General features: G+C 71.5%; 14 protein-coding genes. 12 read left to right on the forward strand and 2 right to left on the reverse strand.

What is annotated here, in order from left to right:
* Positions 1-23 precede the first annotated feature (23 nt).
* From alr to ACQP2X_RS04000, 10 genes are read left to right on the forward strand one after another with little or no spacing between them, the layout of a single operon-like run.
* Positions 24-1,142, forward strand: coding sequence for an alanine racemase (alr, locus tag ACQP2X_RS03955; protein WP_498694381.1), 1,119 nt, complete (start codon positions 24-26; stop codon positions 1,140-1,142).
* Positions 1,139-2,197: an alpha/beta fold hydrolase gene (locus ACQP2X_RS03960; protein ID WP_498694383.1), complete on the forward strand. Its 1,059-nt coding sequence runs from the start codon at positions 1,139-1,141 to the stop codon at positions 2,195-2,197. The genes alr and ACQP2X_RS03960 overlap by 4 nt, the downstream gene beginning before the upstream one ends.
* Complete coding sequence (gene tsaE / locus ACQP2X_RS03965; RefSeq protein ID WP_498700795.1) at positions 2,197-2,655, forward strand: tRNA (adenosine(37)-N6)-threonylcarbamoyltransferase complex ATPase subunit type 1 TsaE; 459 nt, start codon at positions 2,197-2,199, stop codon at positions 2,653-2,655. Before ACQP2X_RS03960 ends, tsaE begins: the two co-directional genes overlap by 1 nt.
* A 22-nt stretch (positions 2,656-2,677) precedes the next feature.
* The gene (locus ACQP2X_RS03970; RefSeq protein WP_498694384.1) at positions 2,678-3,370 is read left to right on the forward strand and encodes a uracil-DNA glycosylase; all 693 of its coding nucleotides are present in this window, start codon (positions 2,678-2,680) and stop codon (positions 3,368-3,370) included.
* 30 nt (positions 3,371-3,400) lie between these two features.
* Positions 3,401-4,258, forward strand: coding sequence for a tRNA (adenosine(37)-N6)-threonylcarbamoyltransferase complex dimerization subunit type 1 TsaB (gene tsaB, locus ACQP2X_RS03975; protein WP_498694385.1), 858 nt, complete (start codon positions 3,401-3,403; stop codon positions 4,256-4,258).
* A complete protein-coding gene (gene rimI / locus ACQP2X_RS03980; RefSeq protein ID WP_498694387.1) occupies positions 4,258-4,695 on the forward strand; it encodes a ribosomal protein S18-alanine N-acetyltransferase in 438 nt (145 codons plus the stop codon). Before tsaB ends, rimI begins: the two co-directional genes overlap by 1 nt.
* On the forward strand, positions 4,688-5,737 hold the full coding sequence (gene tsaD, locus ACQP2X_RS03985; protein ID WP_498694388.1) for a tRNA (adenosine(37)-N6)-threonylcarbamoyltransferase complex transferase subunit TsaD: 1,050 nt from the start codon (positions 4,688-4,690) through the stop codon (positions 5,735-5,737). The genes rimI and tsaD overlap by 8 nt, the downstream gene beginning before the upstream one ends.
* 9 nt (positions 5,738-5,746) lie before the next feature.
* A complete protein-coding gene (locus ACQP2X_RS03990; RefSeq protein WP_498694389.1) occupies positions 5,747-6,001 on the forward strand; it encodes a hypothetical protein in 255 nt (84 codons plus the stop codon).
* 49 nt (positions 6,002-6,050) lie between these two features.
* On the forward strand, positions 6,051-7,742 hold the full coding sequence (locus ACQP2X_RS03995) for an ABC transporter transmembrane domain-containing protein (RefSeq protein ID WP_498694390.1): 1,692 nt from the start codon (positions 6,051-6,053) through the stop codon (positions 7,740-7,742).
* A complete protein-coding gene (locus tag ACQP2X_RS04000) occupies positions 7,739-9,526 on the forward strand; it encodes an ABC transporter ATP-binding protein (protein WP_498694391.1) in 1,788 nt (595 codons plus the stop codon). Before ACQP2X_RS03995 ends, ACQP2X_RS04000 begins: the two co-directional genes overlap by 4 nt.
* 121 nt (positions 9,527-9,647) lie before the next feature.
* On the opposite strand, the gene groL is transcribed toward ACQP2X_RS04000, so the two are convergent.
* On the reverse strand, positions 9,648-11,297 hold the full coding sequence (gene groL, locus ACQP2X_RS04005; protein WP_498694392.1) for a chaperonin GroEL: 1,650 nt from the start codon (positions 11,295-11,297) through the stop codon (positions 9,648-9,650).
* 72 nt (positions 11,298-11,369) lie between these two features.
* Positions 11,370-11,678 carry a co-chaperone GroES gene (gene groES, locus ACQP2X_RS04010; RefSeq protein WP_015619077.1) on the reverse strand — a complete coding sequence of 103 codons (309 nt, stop codon included), beginning with the start codon at positions 11,676-11,678 and terminating at the stop codon, positions 11,370-11,372.
* A gap of 233 nt (positions 11,679-11,911) precedes the next feature.
* Between groES and ACQP2X_RS04015 the strand changes: the two genes are divergently transcribed.
* Together ACQP2X_RS04015 and ybaK are read left to right on the forward strand one after the other, a co-directional pair.
* Entirely contained in the window at positions 11,912-13,126 is a 1,215-nt protein-coding gene (locus ACQP2X_RS04015; protein ID WP_498694393.1) for a THUMP-like domain-containing protein, read from the forward strand.
* Positions 13,127-13,234: 108 nt separating this feature from the next.
* Entirely contained in the window at positions 13,235-13,720 is a 486-nt protein-coding gene (gene ybaK, locus ACQP2X_RS04020) for a Cys-tRNA(Pro) deacylase (protein WP_498694395.1), read from the forward strand.
* Positions 13,721-13,889: the final 169 nt, after the last annotated feature.

Consider the following 13,889-nt stretch of genomic DNA (forward strand, 5'->3'; position numbering starts at 1 on the left):
ACCGAATAAGTAGGCTGGGAATCATGTGGCAGGCCGAGGTCCGGGTCGATCTGGACGCAATCCGGGACAACGTCGCGTTGCTGCGCGCCCGCACCACCGCCGAGGTCATGGCGGTCGTCAAGGCCGACGGCTATGGGCACGGCATGGTGCCGGCCGCCCGGGCCGCGCTGGCCGGTGGGGCGACCTGGCTGGGCGTCGTGACCCTCGAAGAGGGCCTCGAGCTGCGGCGGGCCGGCATCGACGCGCCCGTGCTGTCCTGGCTGCACTCCCCGGGCATGCCGCTGCACGAGGGTGTCGCGGCCGACATCGATCTGAGCGCGGGCAGCCTCGAACTGCTCGGCGAGCTGGTCGCGGCCGCGCGGCAGGCGGGGCGGCCCGCCCGCGTACATCTGAAGATCGACACGGGTCTGGCCCGGGGCGGCGCGACGCCGGCCGAGTGGCCGGCGCTGCTCGAGGCGGCGGCGAAAGCGCAGGCCGACGGCGACGTCGACGTGGTCGGCATCTGGAGTCACTTCGTGTACGCCGACGCGCCCGGCCACGAGACCATCGACCACCAGCTCGCCGTCTTCGCCGAAGGGCTGGCCACCGCCGAGCGGTTCGGCATCACCCCGCGCTACCGGCACATCGCCAACTCGGCGGCCACGCTGACCAGGCCCGACACCCACTACGACATGGTCCGCCCGGGCATCGCGGTCTACGGGCTGTCGCCGATCGCGGGCGAGACCTTCGGGCTGCGGCCGGCCATGACGGCCCGGGCCCGGGTGGCGCTCACCAAGCGCGTCCCGGCCGGTCAGGGCGTCTCGTACGGCCACACCTACTACACCGAGCGCGAGACGACCCTCGCTCTCGTGCCGCTCGGCTATGCCGACGGCGTGCCGCGCCACGCCTCCAACGCCGGGCCGGTGCAGCTCGGCGGCAAGCGGCGGACCATCGCCGGGCGCGTCTGCATGGATCAGATCGTTCTCGACATCGGCGACGACCCGGTCGAGCCCGGCGAGGTGGCCACCCTGTTCGGGCCGGGTGACGGCGGCGAGCCGACCGCCGACGACTGGGCCGAGGTGGTCGGCACGATCAACTACGAGATCGTGACGCGGTTCGGCAGCGCGCGGGTGCCGCGGGTCTACGACGGGGGCCGCCCATGAGCCGGGCCAAGCAGGTCGGCATCGCGGGCGCCGCGGTCGGTGTCGTGGCGGCCGGTCTGGCCACCGCGTTCGCCGTCGAGCGGGCGCTGGTGCGCCGCTCGGTGAACGCTCCCGGCGATCCGCATGTGGACGAGCCGTTCGGCGACCAGCCCTTCGACCGCGAGCTGACGGTGACCGCGGCCGACGGCACCGACCTGCACGTCGAGATCGTGGAGCCGCGGAAGAAGAACGAGAAGCCCACCGTCGTCTTCGTGCACGGCTTCGCGCTCGACATGGGCACCTTCTACTTCCAGCGCAAGGCCCTGACCGAGCGCGGCGACCAGCGGCTGGTCTTCTACGACCAGCCGGGGCACGGCAAGTCCAGCCGGCTCCAGTCGGGCGACTACGACATCGCCGCGCTGGGCAAGTCGCTGGCCGCGGTGCTCGACGCCACCGTGCCCGACGGGCACATCATCCTGGTCGGCCATTCGATGGGCGGCATGACCATCATGGCGTTCGCCGAGCAATATCCGGAGTGGTTCGGCAAGCGGGTCACCGGCGTCGTGTTGATGTCCACCTCGGCCGGCCTGATCGACAAGGCCAAGATCGGCGTTCCGTCGCTGGTGGCCCGGGCCAGCGCGCCTTTCTTCCCGCTGTGGGGCAAGGCGGCCCAGCTCGGCGGGAGCCGGATCGACCGGGCCCGGATGGTCTCGTCCGACCTTTCCTGGCTGCTGACCCGCCGCTACGGCTTCGGCGAGCCCAAGCCCAGCCCTTCCCTGGTCACGTTCGTGGAGAGCATGAACTCCAAGACCTCGGCCGAGACCCTGACCAAATATCTGCACACGCTCTACACGCACAACCGCTTCCCGGCGCTGTCCGCCCTGCGCGGTGTGCCCGTGCTGGTCATCGTCGGCACGAAGGACTATCTGACCCCGGTCACCCACTCCGAGCAGATCCTCAAATATCTGCCCGAGGCCGAGCTCGTCAAGATCGAGAACAGCGGGCACGTGGTGATGCTGGAGAAGGCGGACGAGGTCAACGCCGTGCTCCTGCCTTTCCTGGAGAAGATCTCGTGATCAAGCTGCCGACGGTCGAGGACACCCACGCGTTCGGGCGGCGGCTCGCGGCACTGCTGCGCCCGGGCGACCTGGTGCTGCTCACCGGGCCCCTGGGCGCGGGCAAGACGGCTCTGGTGCAGGGCATCGGGGCCGGCCTGGGGGTGACCGACGCGATCACCTCGCCGACGTTCGTGATCGCCCGGGTCCATCGCGGGCGCACGCCGTTGGTGCACGCCGACGCGTACCGGCTGGGGGACAGCCCCGACCCGCGCGCCGAGATCGACGACCTCGACCTGGACGCCTCCGCCGACGACGCCGTCACGGTCGTCGAGTGGGGCGCCGGGATGGTCGAGCAACTGAACGACGAATATCTGCAGGTCCGCATCGACCGGCTGGACGACGACACGCGGGTGATCGAGCTGATCCCGCACGGCGGCGACTGGGCGGCCAGGGTGAAAAACGAAAAGCCACGGTGAAAAACGAACTGAAGGGGAAACCGTGAATCTGGCGGAACTGCTGCCGGCCGACTGGCGAGCCGAGCTCGCCGGCTTTCTCGACGAGAAGGAGACGGCCGCGCTGGGTGAGTTCGTGGCGGCGGAGTACGCGGAGCACACGATCTATCCGCCGATCGAGGACCTGTTCGCGGCGTACCGGCTCTGCCCGCCGGAGCAGACCCGCGTGCTGATCCTGGGCCAGGACCCGTACCACGGCGCCGGCCAGGCGCAGGGCCTGAGCTTCAGCGTGCGCGACGGCGTGCGGATCCCGCCGTCGCTGCGCAACGTGTTCAAGGAGCTGGCCGAGGACGTCGGCGTGGCGCCGCCGAAGAGCGGCGACCTGACCGGCTGGGCCCGGCAGGGCGTTCTGCTGCTCAACGCGGTCCTGACCGTCCGGGCCGGCGCCGCGGCGTCGCACGGCGGCAAGGGCTGGGAGGCCTTCACCGACGCGACGATCAAGGCGCTGAACGCCCGCGAGGAGCGGGTGGTCTTCCTGCTCTGGGGTGGCTATGCCCGCAAGAAGGCCGCCCTGATCACCAACCCGGCCCACGCGGTGATCGAGGCGGGTCACCCCAGCCCGCTCAACCCCAAGGGCTTCCGTGGGTCGCGCCCGTTCAGCGCGGCCAACAAGGCACTGGCCGACGGCGGACGTCCCGTGATCGACTGGGATCCGCGAGCCGAGCCGGTCGCCGGATAACGGTGACCGCGGCGCGTTAGGGTCGGGGACGTGCTCGTACTGGCTCTGGACACCGCGACCCCCGCGTCGACGGCCGCCCTGGTGGAGGTCACCGCCGACCGCCTCATCGGGGTCGCCGAGCGGCGCACCGTCGACCCACGCGCCCACGGGGAGAAGCTCGCGCCCGAGATCTCCGCCACGCTTGCCGAGGCGGAGGTCCGGCCGGGTGATCTCGGCGCGATCGTCGCCGGGCTCGGGCCGGGGCCGTTCACCGGCCTCCGGGTCGGCCTGGCCACCGCCGCGAGCATGGGCCAGGCTCTGGGCATCCCCACGTACGGGGTGTGCTCGCTCGACGGGATCGGCCGGGCCGCCGGGCCTGGCCGGGTGCTGGTCGCCACCGACGCGCGGCGCCGCGAGGTGTACTTCGCGACCTATGTGGACGGTGTGCGGCTGTTCGGTCCCGAGGTGGCCAAGCCGGCCGACGTGGCCGAGGTGCTCGGGCAGGCGTACCGGAAAAGGACCAGCGAGGCCGCCGAGTCGGCCGCCCTGTCCGAGTCCGAGATCATCGAGTCGGCCACGGCGCTGGCCGGCGTCGAGGCCGCCCGTCTCGCGGCCGTGCTGGCCCGGGCCGAGATCGACGCCGTGGTCGACGACCCCGACGAGGACCGGAGCTACTGGGCCAAGAAACTCCGCGCGTTCGACCGCGCGGCCGGCGAGGGCGCTCTCAAATACGGGGACATCTTCGGCGTACCCGTAGAAGAGCACCTTCTCTATCCGCCCGGCGCCGCCCTCGTGGCGCTCGCGGCCGAGCGCATCCGGTCGGGCGCGCCGAGCGAGCAGCTGACACCTCTTTATCTGCGCCGGCCGGACGCCGTCGAGCCGGCCGGGCGCAAGCCGGTGCTCACCTGATGCGGATCGAGCGTTTCCGCTGGTGGCACATCGCCGATGTGATGGCGATCGAGGCCGACCTGTTCGGTGAGGAGAAATGGTCGCCGGCGATGTTCTGGAACGAGCTCGCCCAGCGGCATTTCTACTTGGTGGCGCTGACTTCCCAAGACGAAGTGATCGGTTACGCCGGTCTCTCCACCTTGCCGGACGAGGCCTGGGTGCAGAACATCGCGGTCAAGCGCGACGGGCAGCGGCGCGGCACCGGCCGGGCCCTGCTCGAGGCGCTGCTGGCCGAGGCCGCCCGGCTCGGCATCAAGCAGACGCTGCTGGAGGTCGCGGTCGACAACGCGCCCGCCCAGCGGCTCTACGCCACGTACGATTTCGAGCCCGTCGGCATCCGGCGCGGCTACTACCAACCCAGCAACACGGACGCCCTGGTGATGATGCGCAATGCCTGACGAGCCCCTGGTCCTCGGCATCGAGACCTCCTGCGACGAGACGGGCATCGGCATCGTCCGCGGGCACACCCTGCTGGCCGACGCGCTGGCGTCCAGTGTGGACCAGCACGCCCGGTTCGGCGGTGTCGTGCCCGAGGTGGCCAGCCGCGCCCACCTCGAGGCTCTCGTGCCGACCATGCAGCGCGCGCTCGACGAGGCGAAGGTCACCCTGGCCGACATCGACGCGATCGCCGTGACCAGCGGACCCGGTCTGGCCGGGGCGCTGCTGGTCGGGGTCGCGGCGGCCAAGGGGTACGCCGTGGCGGCCGACAAGCCGCTGTACGGCGTCAATCATCTCGCCGCGCACGTGGCCGTGGACACCCTCGAGCACGGCCCGCTGCCCGAGCCCGCGATCGCCATGCTCGTCTCCGGTGGGCACTCCTCGCTGCTGCTCGTCGACGATCTCACCAACGGCGTCAAGCCCCTCGGCGCCACGATCGACGACGCCGCGGGTGAGGCCTTCGACAAGGTCGCGCGTCTGCTGGGGCTGGGCTTTCCGGGAGGACCGATCATTGACCGTACGGCTCGTGAGGGCACCGCGTCGATCGCGTTCCCCCGCGGGCTGACCGCGGCCAAGGACCTCGCGGCGCACCGTTTCGACTTCTCCTTCTCCGGGCTCAAGACCGCCGTGGCCCGCTGGGTCGAGGCCCGGCAGCGCGACGGTGAGCAGGTGCCGATCGCCGACGTCTCCGCCTCGTTCCAGGAGGCCGTCTGCGACGTGCTCACCGCCAAGGCGATCGACGCCTGCCTGACACACGGCGTCCGCACCCTGGTGATCGGCGGGGGAGTGGCCGCCAACTCGCGGCTGCGGGTGCTGGCCGAGGAGCGGGCGGCCAAGCACGGCATCGAGGTCCGGGTGCCCCGGCCACAGCTGTGCACGGACAACGGCGCGATGGTCGCGGCCCTGGGATCGAGGCTGGTCGCCGCTGGTGTCGTACCCAGTCGTCTCGATCTGCCCGCCGATTCCGCGATGCCATTGACCTCGGTCAGCGTGGCGGGGTAGGAAGCGAACATGATCGCGCGGATGTGGGAGATACGGGCCTCCAAGAGCGGCTTCGACGAGCTGCTGGCCTGGGTCTGTGACGTGGCCGTGCCGCGGATCGAGGTGCTTCCGCAGCACGTGTCGAGCGACGTCTACTCCTCCACGGACAACCGGATCGTGGTCATCTCGAAGTGGCGGAACACGCCCGAGAGCCTGCCCGCGCCGCCGCCGCATCTGATCGCCCGGGCCGCTCACGTGTGGGACTTCACACCGGTCGACCGCTGAGAAAACGCGTCGCGAATTGTCGTACCCCCGCCGTAACGTCGGGGCCCTGATGCGACAACTTCCCGACGCCGATCCCGGCACCCCCGACGGCCGGTCCCCGGTCCGCTATCTGCGATGGCTGATCCGGCGCGACCGGTTCTCGGTGTACGTGGCGATCGTCATGGCCGTGCTCTGGATGCTCTGCCAGGCCGTCGTGCCCGCCGTGGTCGGCAAGGCGATCGACGCCGCCACCGACCGCGACCGGCACGATCTGGTGATCTGGTCGCTGGTGCTGCTGGCGGCCGGTCTCGGCCAGGCGTTCTTCGGCGTGGTGCGCCACCGGTTCGCGGTGATCAACTTCCTCGGCGCGATGTTCCGGACCGTGCAGGTCACGGTCCGCCAGGCCGGGCGGCTGGGTTCGGCGCTGCCCCGCCGGCTCGACACCGGCGAGGTGGTCGCGATCGGCACGTCCGACATCCGCCAGATCGGCTCCGCCATCGACATCACCGCGCGGGGCACCGGCTCGCTCATCGCCGTCATCGCGGTGACGGTCATCCTGCTCACCACGTCGGTGCCGCTCGGTCTGGTGGTCGTGCTCGGCGTGCCGCTGCTGATGGCGATCGTGAGCCTGCTCATCCGCCCGCTCCACCGGCTCCAGCAGGCCTCCCGCGACCAGCAGGGCCTGCTCACCGGCCGGGCCGCCGACCTGGTGGGTGGCCTGCGGGTGCTGCGCGGCATCGGCGGCGAGGCGGTGATGGGCGAGCGCTACCGGGCCGAGTCGCAGCGGCTGCGCGGGGCCGGGGTCCGTACGGCCCGTGTCGAGTCGCTGCTCGAGGCGGCCCAGGTGCTGCTGCCCGGCGTCTTCCTGGTGCTGGTCACCTGGCTCGGCGCGCGCTTCGCGCTGACCGGCCACATCACGGTGGGCCAGCTGGTCTCCTTCTACGCGTACGCCGCGTTCCTGGTCACGCCGCTGCGGCAGCTCACCGAGGCGATCGACAAACTCACCAGGGGGCATGTCTCGGCCCGACGGGTCGTGTCGATGCTGGCCGCCCGGACCGACCTGCCCGACCCGGCCGAGCCGCGGCCGGCGAGCGAGCTCGCGGGCGAGCTGGCCGACCCGGCCTCCGGTGTGACGGTCCGGCCCGGCGAGGTCACCGCCATCGTCGCGGCGGTGCCGGCCGACGCCGCCGCCATCGCCGACCGCCTCGGGCGCTACGCCGAGGGCGGCACCGCCGGCGGCCGTCCGCTGTCGGCGTTCGACCTGGCCACGGTCCGCGAGCGGATCCTGGTCGGCGACAACGACGCGCGGCTGTTCACCGGACCGCTGCGCTCCGATCTCGACCCGGCCGGCGACGACCGGCTCCCGGCGGCGCTGCACGCGGCGGCCGCCACCGACATCGTCGAGGCGCTCCCCGGCGGTCTCGACAGCGAGGTGGCCGAGCGTGGGCGCTCCTTCTCCGGCGGCCAGCAACAGCGGCTGCGGCTGGTCCGCGCCCTGGTCGCCGACCCCGACACGCTGGTGTTGGTCGAGCCGACCAGCGCGGTCGACGCGCACACCGAGGCGCGGATCGCCGACCGGCTCGTCGTGGCCCGGGCCGGGCGGACCACAGTGATCTGCACGTCCAGCCCGCTCGTGCTCGACCGCACCGATCGGGTGCTCTATGTGGAGGAGGGCCGGGTGGTCGCCGCGGGCACCCATCGCGAGCTGCTGGAGACCGAGCCGGGCTACGCGCGGACGGTTCTGCGAGAGGACGCCGCGTGAGCAACCTGTTGCCGGTGGCCGGCACGGCCCAGGTGCGGCGCTACGCCCGCGATCTCTTCCGGCGCTACCCGCGTGCCCTGACCGTCGCGGTCGGGCTGCACGTGCTGGGCGCGCTGGCCGGGCTGGTCGGCCCGCGTCTGCTCGGCGACCTGGTCGAGGCGATCCGGCACGGCGAGGGCGTCGGGGTGGTCGACCGGCTGGCCGCGCTGATCGCCGGATTCGTTGTGCTGCAAGCGATCCTGGTCCGTTTCGCCTATCTGGCCTCGGCTCGGCTCGGCGAGCGGGTGCTGGCCCGGCTGCGTGAGGAGTTCGTCGACCGGGTGCTCGCGCTTCCGCTCTCCACAGTGGAGAGCGCGGGCTCGGGCGACCTGCTGACCCGCACCACCCGCGATGTCGACGCGCTGTCGCGCTGCGTGCGGCTGGCCGTGCCCGAGACGATGATCGCGCTGATCACCGTCGTGCTCGTGGTGGGCGCGCTGGTCGTGGTCACGCCCGTGCTGGCGCTGTCGCTGCTGGTCGCGGTGCCGATCCTGGTGGTCGGCACGAGGTGGTACCTCCGTCGGGCCCCGGCCGGATATCTCAAGCAGAACGCGGCCTACTCCACGGTGACCGACGGGCTGGCCGAGACGGTCGAGGGCGCCCGCACGGTCGACGCGCTGCGCCGGCAGCGGCAGCGGGCCGAGCGCTCCGACGCCGACCTGAGCAAGAGTTGGGTGGCCGAGCGCTACACGCTGTTCCTGCGCATGGTGTGGTTCCCGGTGGTCGAGGCGGCGTACGTGCTGCCGGTGGTGGCCACGCTGGTCCTGGGCGGCTGGCTCTACCTGCGGGGCACGGTCTCGCTCGGGCAGCTCACGGCCGCGGTGATCTACGTGCAGCTGCTGATCGACCCGCTCGACCGCCTGCTGGGCTGGCTCGACGAGCTGCAGATCGGCGGTGCGTCACTGGCCCGCCTCCTCGGAGTCGAGGAGGAAGCGCGCGAGAGCGAGCCGCGCGAAGTCGGGGAGCCGGTGGGCACCCGCATCGAGGTGACCGGCGTGCGCTTCTCCTATGTGGCCGGTCGCGAGGTGCTGCACGGCATCGATCTGACGCTCGAGCCGGGTGAGCGGCTCGCCATCGTCGGGCCGTCCGGTGCCGGCAAGTCGACGCTGGGCCGGCTGCTGGCCGGGGTGCACGAGCCGACCAGCGGGACGATCACCGTGGGCGGGGTGCCGCTGGGCGAGCTGCCGCTCGACCGGCTGCGCACCGAGGTGGCGCTGGTCAGCCAGGAGCATCACGTCTTCATCGGCACGGTCCGCGACAACGTGGCCATGGTGCGGCCCGGCGCGGCCGAGAGCGAGGTGCGGGCGGCGCTGGCGGCGGTGCGCGCGCTGGAGTGGGCCGAGGCGCTGCCGGACGGGCTCGACACGGTGGTCGGCTCGGGTGGGCAGGCGCTGACGGCCGCCCAGTCGCAGCAGCTCGCGCTGGCCCGGCTCGTCCTGGCCGATCCGCACACGCTGGTCCTCGACGAGGCGACGTCGCTGCTCGATCCGAGGGCCGCGCGTGAACTGGAGCGTTCGCTGGCCGCGGTGCTCCACGGCCGTACGGTCGTGGCGATCGCCCACCGGCTCTTCTCGGCTCACGACGCGGACCGGGTCGCCGTGGTCGAGGACGGCCGCATCACCGAGCTCGGCTCCCACGACGAACTGGTCGCCGCCGACGGCCCGTACGCCGCCCTCTGGCGCTCCTGGCACGGCGAGCGGGCCGCCGATCCCCGCGACGAGCAGCCCGCCCGCGCCACCCGCTGACCCGCGCCCGAGCGCGCCACGCCGCGCGGGAATCAAGCGCTGGTAAAGCGAAAGGGCGCACCCCGGAGGGTGCGCCCTTTGTGGTGCTGTCCGGGCAGAAGCCCGGGGTGGTGCTGTCCGGTCAGAAGCCCGGGCCGTGCTGGTGGCCGTGGCCGCCGTGGCTGTGGCCGTGGCCGCCGGCGGCGGCGGGCTCCGGCTCGGCCGGCTTGTCGACCACGAGGCTTTCCGTGGTCAGCAGCAGGCCGGCGATCGAGACGGCGTTGGAGACCGCGTTGCGGGTCACCTTCACCGGGTCGAGGATGCCGGCCGCGGCCAGGTCGACGTACTCGTCCGTGGCCGCGTTGAGGCCGTGGCCCCAGCCCAGCTCGGCGACCTTGCCCACCACGACGTAGCCGTCGTGGCCGGCGTTCTGCGCGATCCAGCGCAGCGGCTCCACCAGCGCCTTGCGGACGATCGTGACGCCGATCGCCTCCTCGCCGGTCAGGCCGAGGCCGCTGTCGAGCTCCTTCGCCACCTGGGCGAGGGCGGCGCCACCGCCGGGCACGGTGCCCTCCTCGACGGCCGCCTTCGTCGCTGCGATGGCGTCCTCGATGCGGTGCTTGCGCTCCTTCATCTCGACCTCGGTCGCGGCGCCGACCTTGATGACCGCCACGCCACCGGAGAGCTTGGCCAGCCGCTCCTGCAGCTTCTCGCGGTCCCAGTCGGAGTCCGACGCCTCGATCTCCTTGCGGATCTGCGAGACCCGGTCGGCGACCTCGGACGACTTGCCGCCACCGTCGACGATGGTGGTGTTCTCCTTGTCGACCACGATGCGCCGGGCGCTGCCCAGCGACTCGAGGCCCACCTGGTCGAGCTTGTAGCCGAGCTCGGGGGCGATCAGCTCGCCACCGGTCGCGATCGCCAGGTCCTGCAGGATCGCCTTGCGGCGGTCACCGAAACCGGGCGCCTTCACCGCGGCGACCTTGATGGTCTTGCGCAGCGCGTTGACGACCAGGGTCGAGAGCGCCTGGCCCTCGACGTCCTCGGCCACGATGAGCAGCGGCTTGCTGTTCTGGAGCACCTTCTCCAGCAGCGGGAGGAGCTCCTCGATGCTGGAGATCTTCTGGGTGGTGAGGAGGATGTACGCGTCCTCCAGCACCGCCTCCTGCGACTCGGCGTCGGTCACGAAGTTCGGCGAGATGAAGCCCTTGTCGAACTGCAGACCCTCGGTGACCTCGAGCTCGGTCGCCATGGCCGAGCCCTCCTCGACGGTGATGACACCGTCGCGGCCGACCCGGTCCATCGCCTCGGCGATCAGCTCGCCGATGGTGGCGTCCTGGGCCGAGATGGTGGCCACGTTCGCGATCGCCTTGTGGTCGGCGACCTCGACGGCCTTGCCGAGCAGCGCCTCCGAGACGACCTCGGCGGCCTTGTCCATGCCCCGCTTGAGCGAGATGGGGCTGGCACCCGCGGTGACGTTGCGCAGACCCTCGCGCACCAGCGCCTGGGCCAGCACCGTGGCCGTGGTGGTCCCGTCGCCGGCGACGTCGTTGGTCTTCGTCGCCACCTCCTTGACCAGCTGGGCCCCGAGGTTCTGGTACGGGTCGGTGAGCTCGATCTCCTTGGCGATGGTGACGCCGTCGTTGGTGATCGTGGGAGCGCCGAACTTCTTGTCCAGGACGACGTTGCGGCCGCGCGGGCCGAGGGTGACCTTGACCGTGTCGGCGAGCGAGTTGACCCCGTGCTCGAGCAGGTGACGGGCGTCGTCCGAGAAGCTGAGAATCTTCGCCATGTTTAAGGTCCCTTCACGCACCACCGCCCTGACCCGTGATCACGGGCCAGGGCGGTCAGCACTGTCAGTAGGTCACTTCTCGATGACCGCGAGGACGTCGCGGGCGGAGAGCACCAGGTACTCCTCGCCGGCGTACTTGACCTCGGTGCCGCCGTACTTCGAGTAGAGGACCGTCTCGCCGACCTTGACGTCAACCGGGATGCGGTTGCCCTTGTCGTCGATGCGGCCGGGGCCGACAGCGAGGACGGTGCCCTCCTGCGGCTTCTCCTTGGCGGTGTCGGGGATCACGATGCCCGACGCCGTGGTCGTCTCAGCCTCGTTCGCCTGGACCACGATGCGGTCCTCGAGCGGCTTGATCGCAACCTTGGTCGCGGTAGTCACGGGCATACCCTCCTGGGTACAGGTTTCGCCGGTCAAGGTGATGGCCGGTCTGATGCCTCATGCCACCGGGCGGGGCCGTCGTCGCGGGTGCCGGTCCGCCTGGTGCCTCACCACGCGCCCGGATGGTCGCGCGGTTGGCACCCTCAGGATGAGAGTGCTAATCGGAGATTAGGCCGGAACTAGCACTCCGTCAACCAGAGTGCCAATGAAGTCGCGCGGGGGAGAATGCCTGCGTGACTGCGGAATCGACGGCCTTGCTGCGTACCCCCGAAGGGGTGAAGGCGCTGGACAGCGCCATGGAGGTCGCCGGGAGCGATCCGCTCGCCGCCGCTTCGGCGCTGCGGGCGCGCGGGGTGCCACCGGAGCTGGCCTCGGCCGCGCTGACCCAGGTCGAGCTGCGCCGCCGCGCGGTGGCGAAGTTCGGCGCGGACGCGGCGTCGATGTTCTTCACCCGGGCCGGTCTGGAACAGGCGACGCGGGCTGTCGTCGCGGAGAGGCGGGCGAGGCGCCTGGCCGAGGCCGGGGTCAGGACCTTGGCCGATCTGGGGTGCGGGCTGGGCGCGGACGCTCTGGCGGCGGCGAGATCCGGAATTTCGGTGTACGCCGTGGAAGCCGACCCGGAGACGGCGGCGATGGCCGCGGCGAACGCGGAGATCCTGGGCTTGGACGTACGGGTCGAGTGCGCCGACGCCACGTCGGTGGCGGTCGAGAAGTACGACGCGGTCTTCGCCGACCCCGCGCGGCGGAAGGCCGGCCGCGGGCGCGTCTTCGATCCGAAGTCGTACTCGCCGCCCTGGGATTTCATCGCCTCTCTGCCCGATCGCGTGCCGCGCACCGTGCTGAAGCTGGCTCCGGGCATCGACCACGACCTGTTGCCGCCGGGCGCCGAGGGCGAGTGGACCAGCGTCGACGGCGACCTGGTCGAGGCCGCCTTCTGGTGCGGCCCGCTGGCCGAGGTGCCCCGCCGAGCCACGCTACTTCGCGAAAAATCCGATAAATCGGTTGGGACCGAAAGCGGCGGGGCGAGGGTGGGGGTCTCGGAGCTGACCGGGTCGGGTGGGGAGAAGGCGCCGGTGGGGGCGGTGGGGGCGTTTCTGTATGACCCGGATGGGGCTGTGGTGCGGTCGCATCTGGTGGCGGAGCTGGCCGCGGGGATCGGTGGGCGGCTGGGGGATCCGGAGATCGCCTATCTGTACACCGATGAGGCGGTCGACACGCCCTTTGCCCGGCGGCTGGAGGTGACGGATGTGATGGCGTTCTCGCTCAAGCGGCTCCGGGCGCTGCTGCGGGAACGTGGCGTCGGTCGCATCGAGATTCGTAAGCGGGGGTCGGCCCTCGAACCCGAGCAGCTCCGGAAGGATCTTCGCCTGTCGGGGCCTAACGCGGCGTCGTTGGTGCTCACGCGGGTGGCTGGTGCGCCCACCGCCCTTCTGTGCCGGCCGATCTGAGCGAACGGGCAGGACGAGTGGAACGCGGGGGAACGGCCGGCGGTTCGAGGGGCGTATGTGAGCTAGCAGTCACTGAGGGAGATTCCGCGCGGTAGTAGCGTTCCGGGCATGCCGAAGAAGGCCGCCGCCGGTACCCCGGCCACCGCGTTGCTCACCGCGGAGAGGGTGGAGCACGCGCTGCATCCGTACGACGTGTCTCCGGACGCTCCGAACTATGGCGCGCTGGTCGCGCAAGCGCTCGGGGTCGAGCCCGGAAAGGTCTTCAAGACCTTGGTCGCCGAGGTCGACGGGGCGCTGGTGGTGGGGGTCGTGCCGGTCACCGGCGACCTCGACCTCAAGGCGCTGGCGCATGCCGCCGGCGGCAAGCGGGGGAGCCTGGCCGACCGGGCCGCGGCCGAGCGCAGCAGCGGATATGTGCGCGGGGGCATCAGCCCGCTCGGCCAGCGCAAGGCGCTGCCGACCGTGGTGGACGACTCGGCGCTCGCGCTTGATCTGATGTTCATCTCGGCGGGCCGCCGCGGGCTCCAGGTGAGCCTCGCCCCGGCCGATCTCATTCGCCTCACCGGCGCGACAACCGCCCAGATCCGGACATAACACGCACCGGGCGCGGACCGTTACGACAACGTTACGCGCCGGGTGGATCTTTCTCCCGAGAACGGTCCAGATCGGGCATCGGGGTGACCTAGCGTCACGTGGTGAGCGTCGTTAGCGATCTTGCTCAGCTGGTCTCCGGGCCCTCACCAGGGCCGAAGTCCCTGTATCA

The organism is Actinoplanes sp. CA-131856, assembly GCF_050956135.1.
Classification (GTDB): Bacteria; Actinomycetota; Actinomycetes; order Mycobacteriales; family Micromonosporaceae; genus Actinoplanes.

Excerpts from the sequence above, each read along its gene's own strand:
- alr (WP_498694381.1), top strand. The coding sequence starts at position 24 with ATGTGGCAGGCCGAGGTCCGGGTCGATCTGGACGCAATCCGGGACAAC.
- ACQP2X_RS03960 (WP_498694383.1), top strand. The coding sequence starts at position 1,139 with ATGAGCCGGGCCAAGCAGGTCGGCATCGCGGGCGCCGCGGTCGGTGTC.
- rimI (WP_498694387.1), top strand. The coding sequence starts at position 4,258 with ATGCGGATCGAGCGTTTCCGCTGGTGGCACATCGCCGATGTGATGGCG.
- tsaD (WP_498694388.1), top strand. The coding sequence starts at position 4,688 with ATGCCTGACGAGCCCCTGGTCCTCGGCATCGAGACCTCCTGCGACGAG.
- ACQP2X_RS03990 (WP_498694389.1), top strand. The coding sequence starts at position 5,747 with ATGATCGCGCGGATGTGGGAGATACGGGCCTCCAAGAGCGGCTTCGAC.
- ACQP2X_RS03995 (WP_498694390.1), top strand. The coding sequence starts at position 6,051 with ATGCGACAACTTCCCGACGCCGATCCCGGCACCCCCGACGGCCGGTCC.
- groL (WP_498694392.1), bottom strand. The coding sequence starts at position 11,297 with ATGGCGAAGATTCTCAGCTTCTCGGACGACGCCCGTCACCTGCTCGAG.
- ybaK (WP_498694395.1), top strand. The coding sequence starts at position 13,235 with ATGCCGAAGAAGGCCGCCGCCGGTACCCCGGCCACCGCGTTGCTCACC.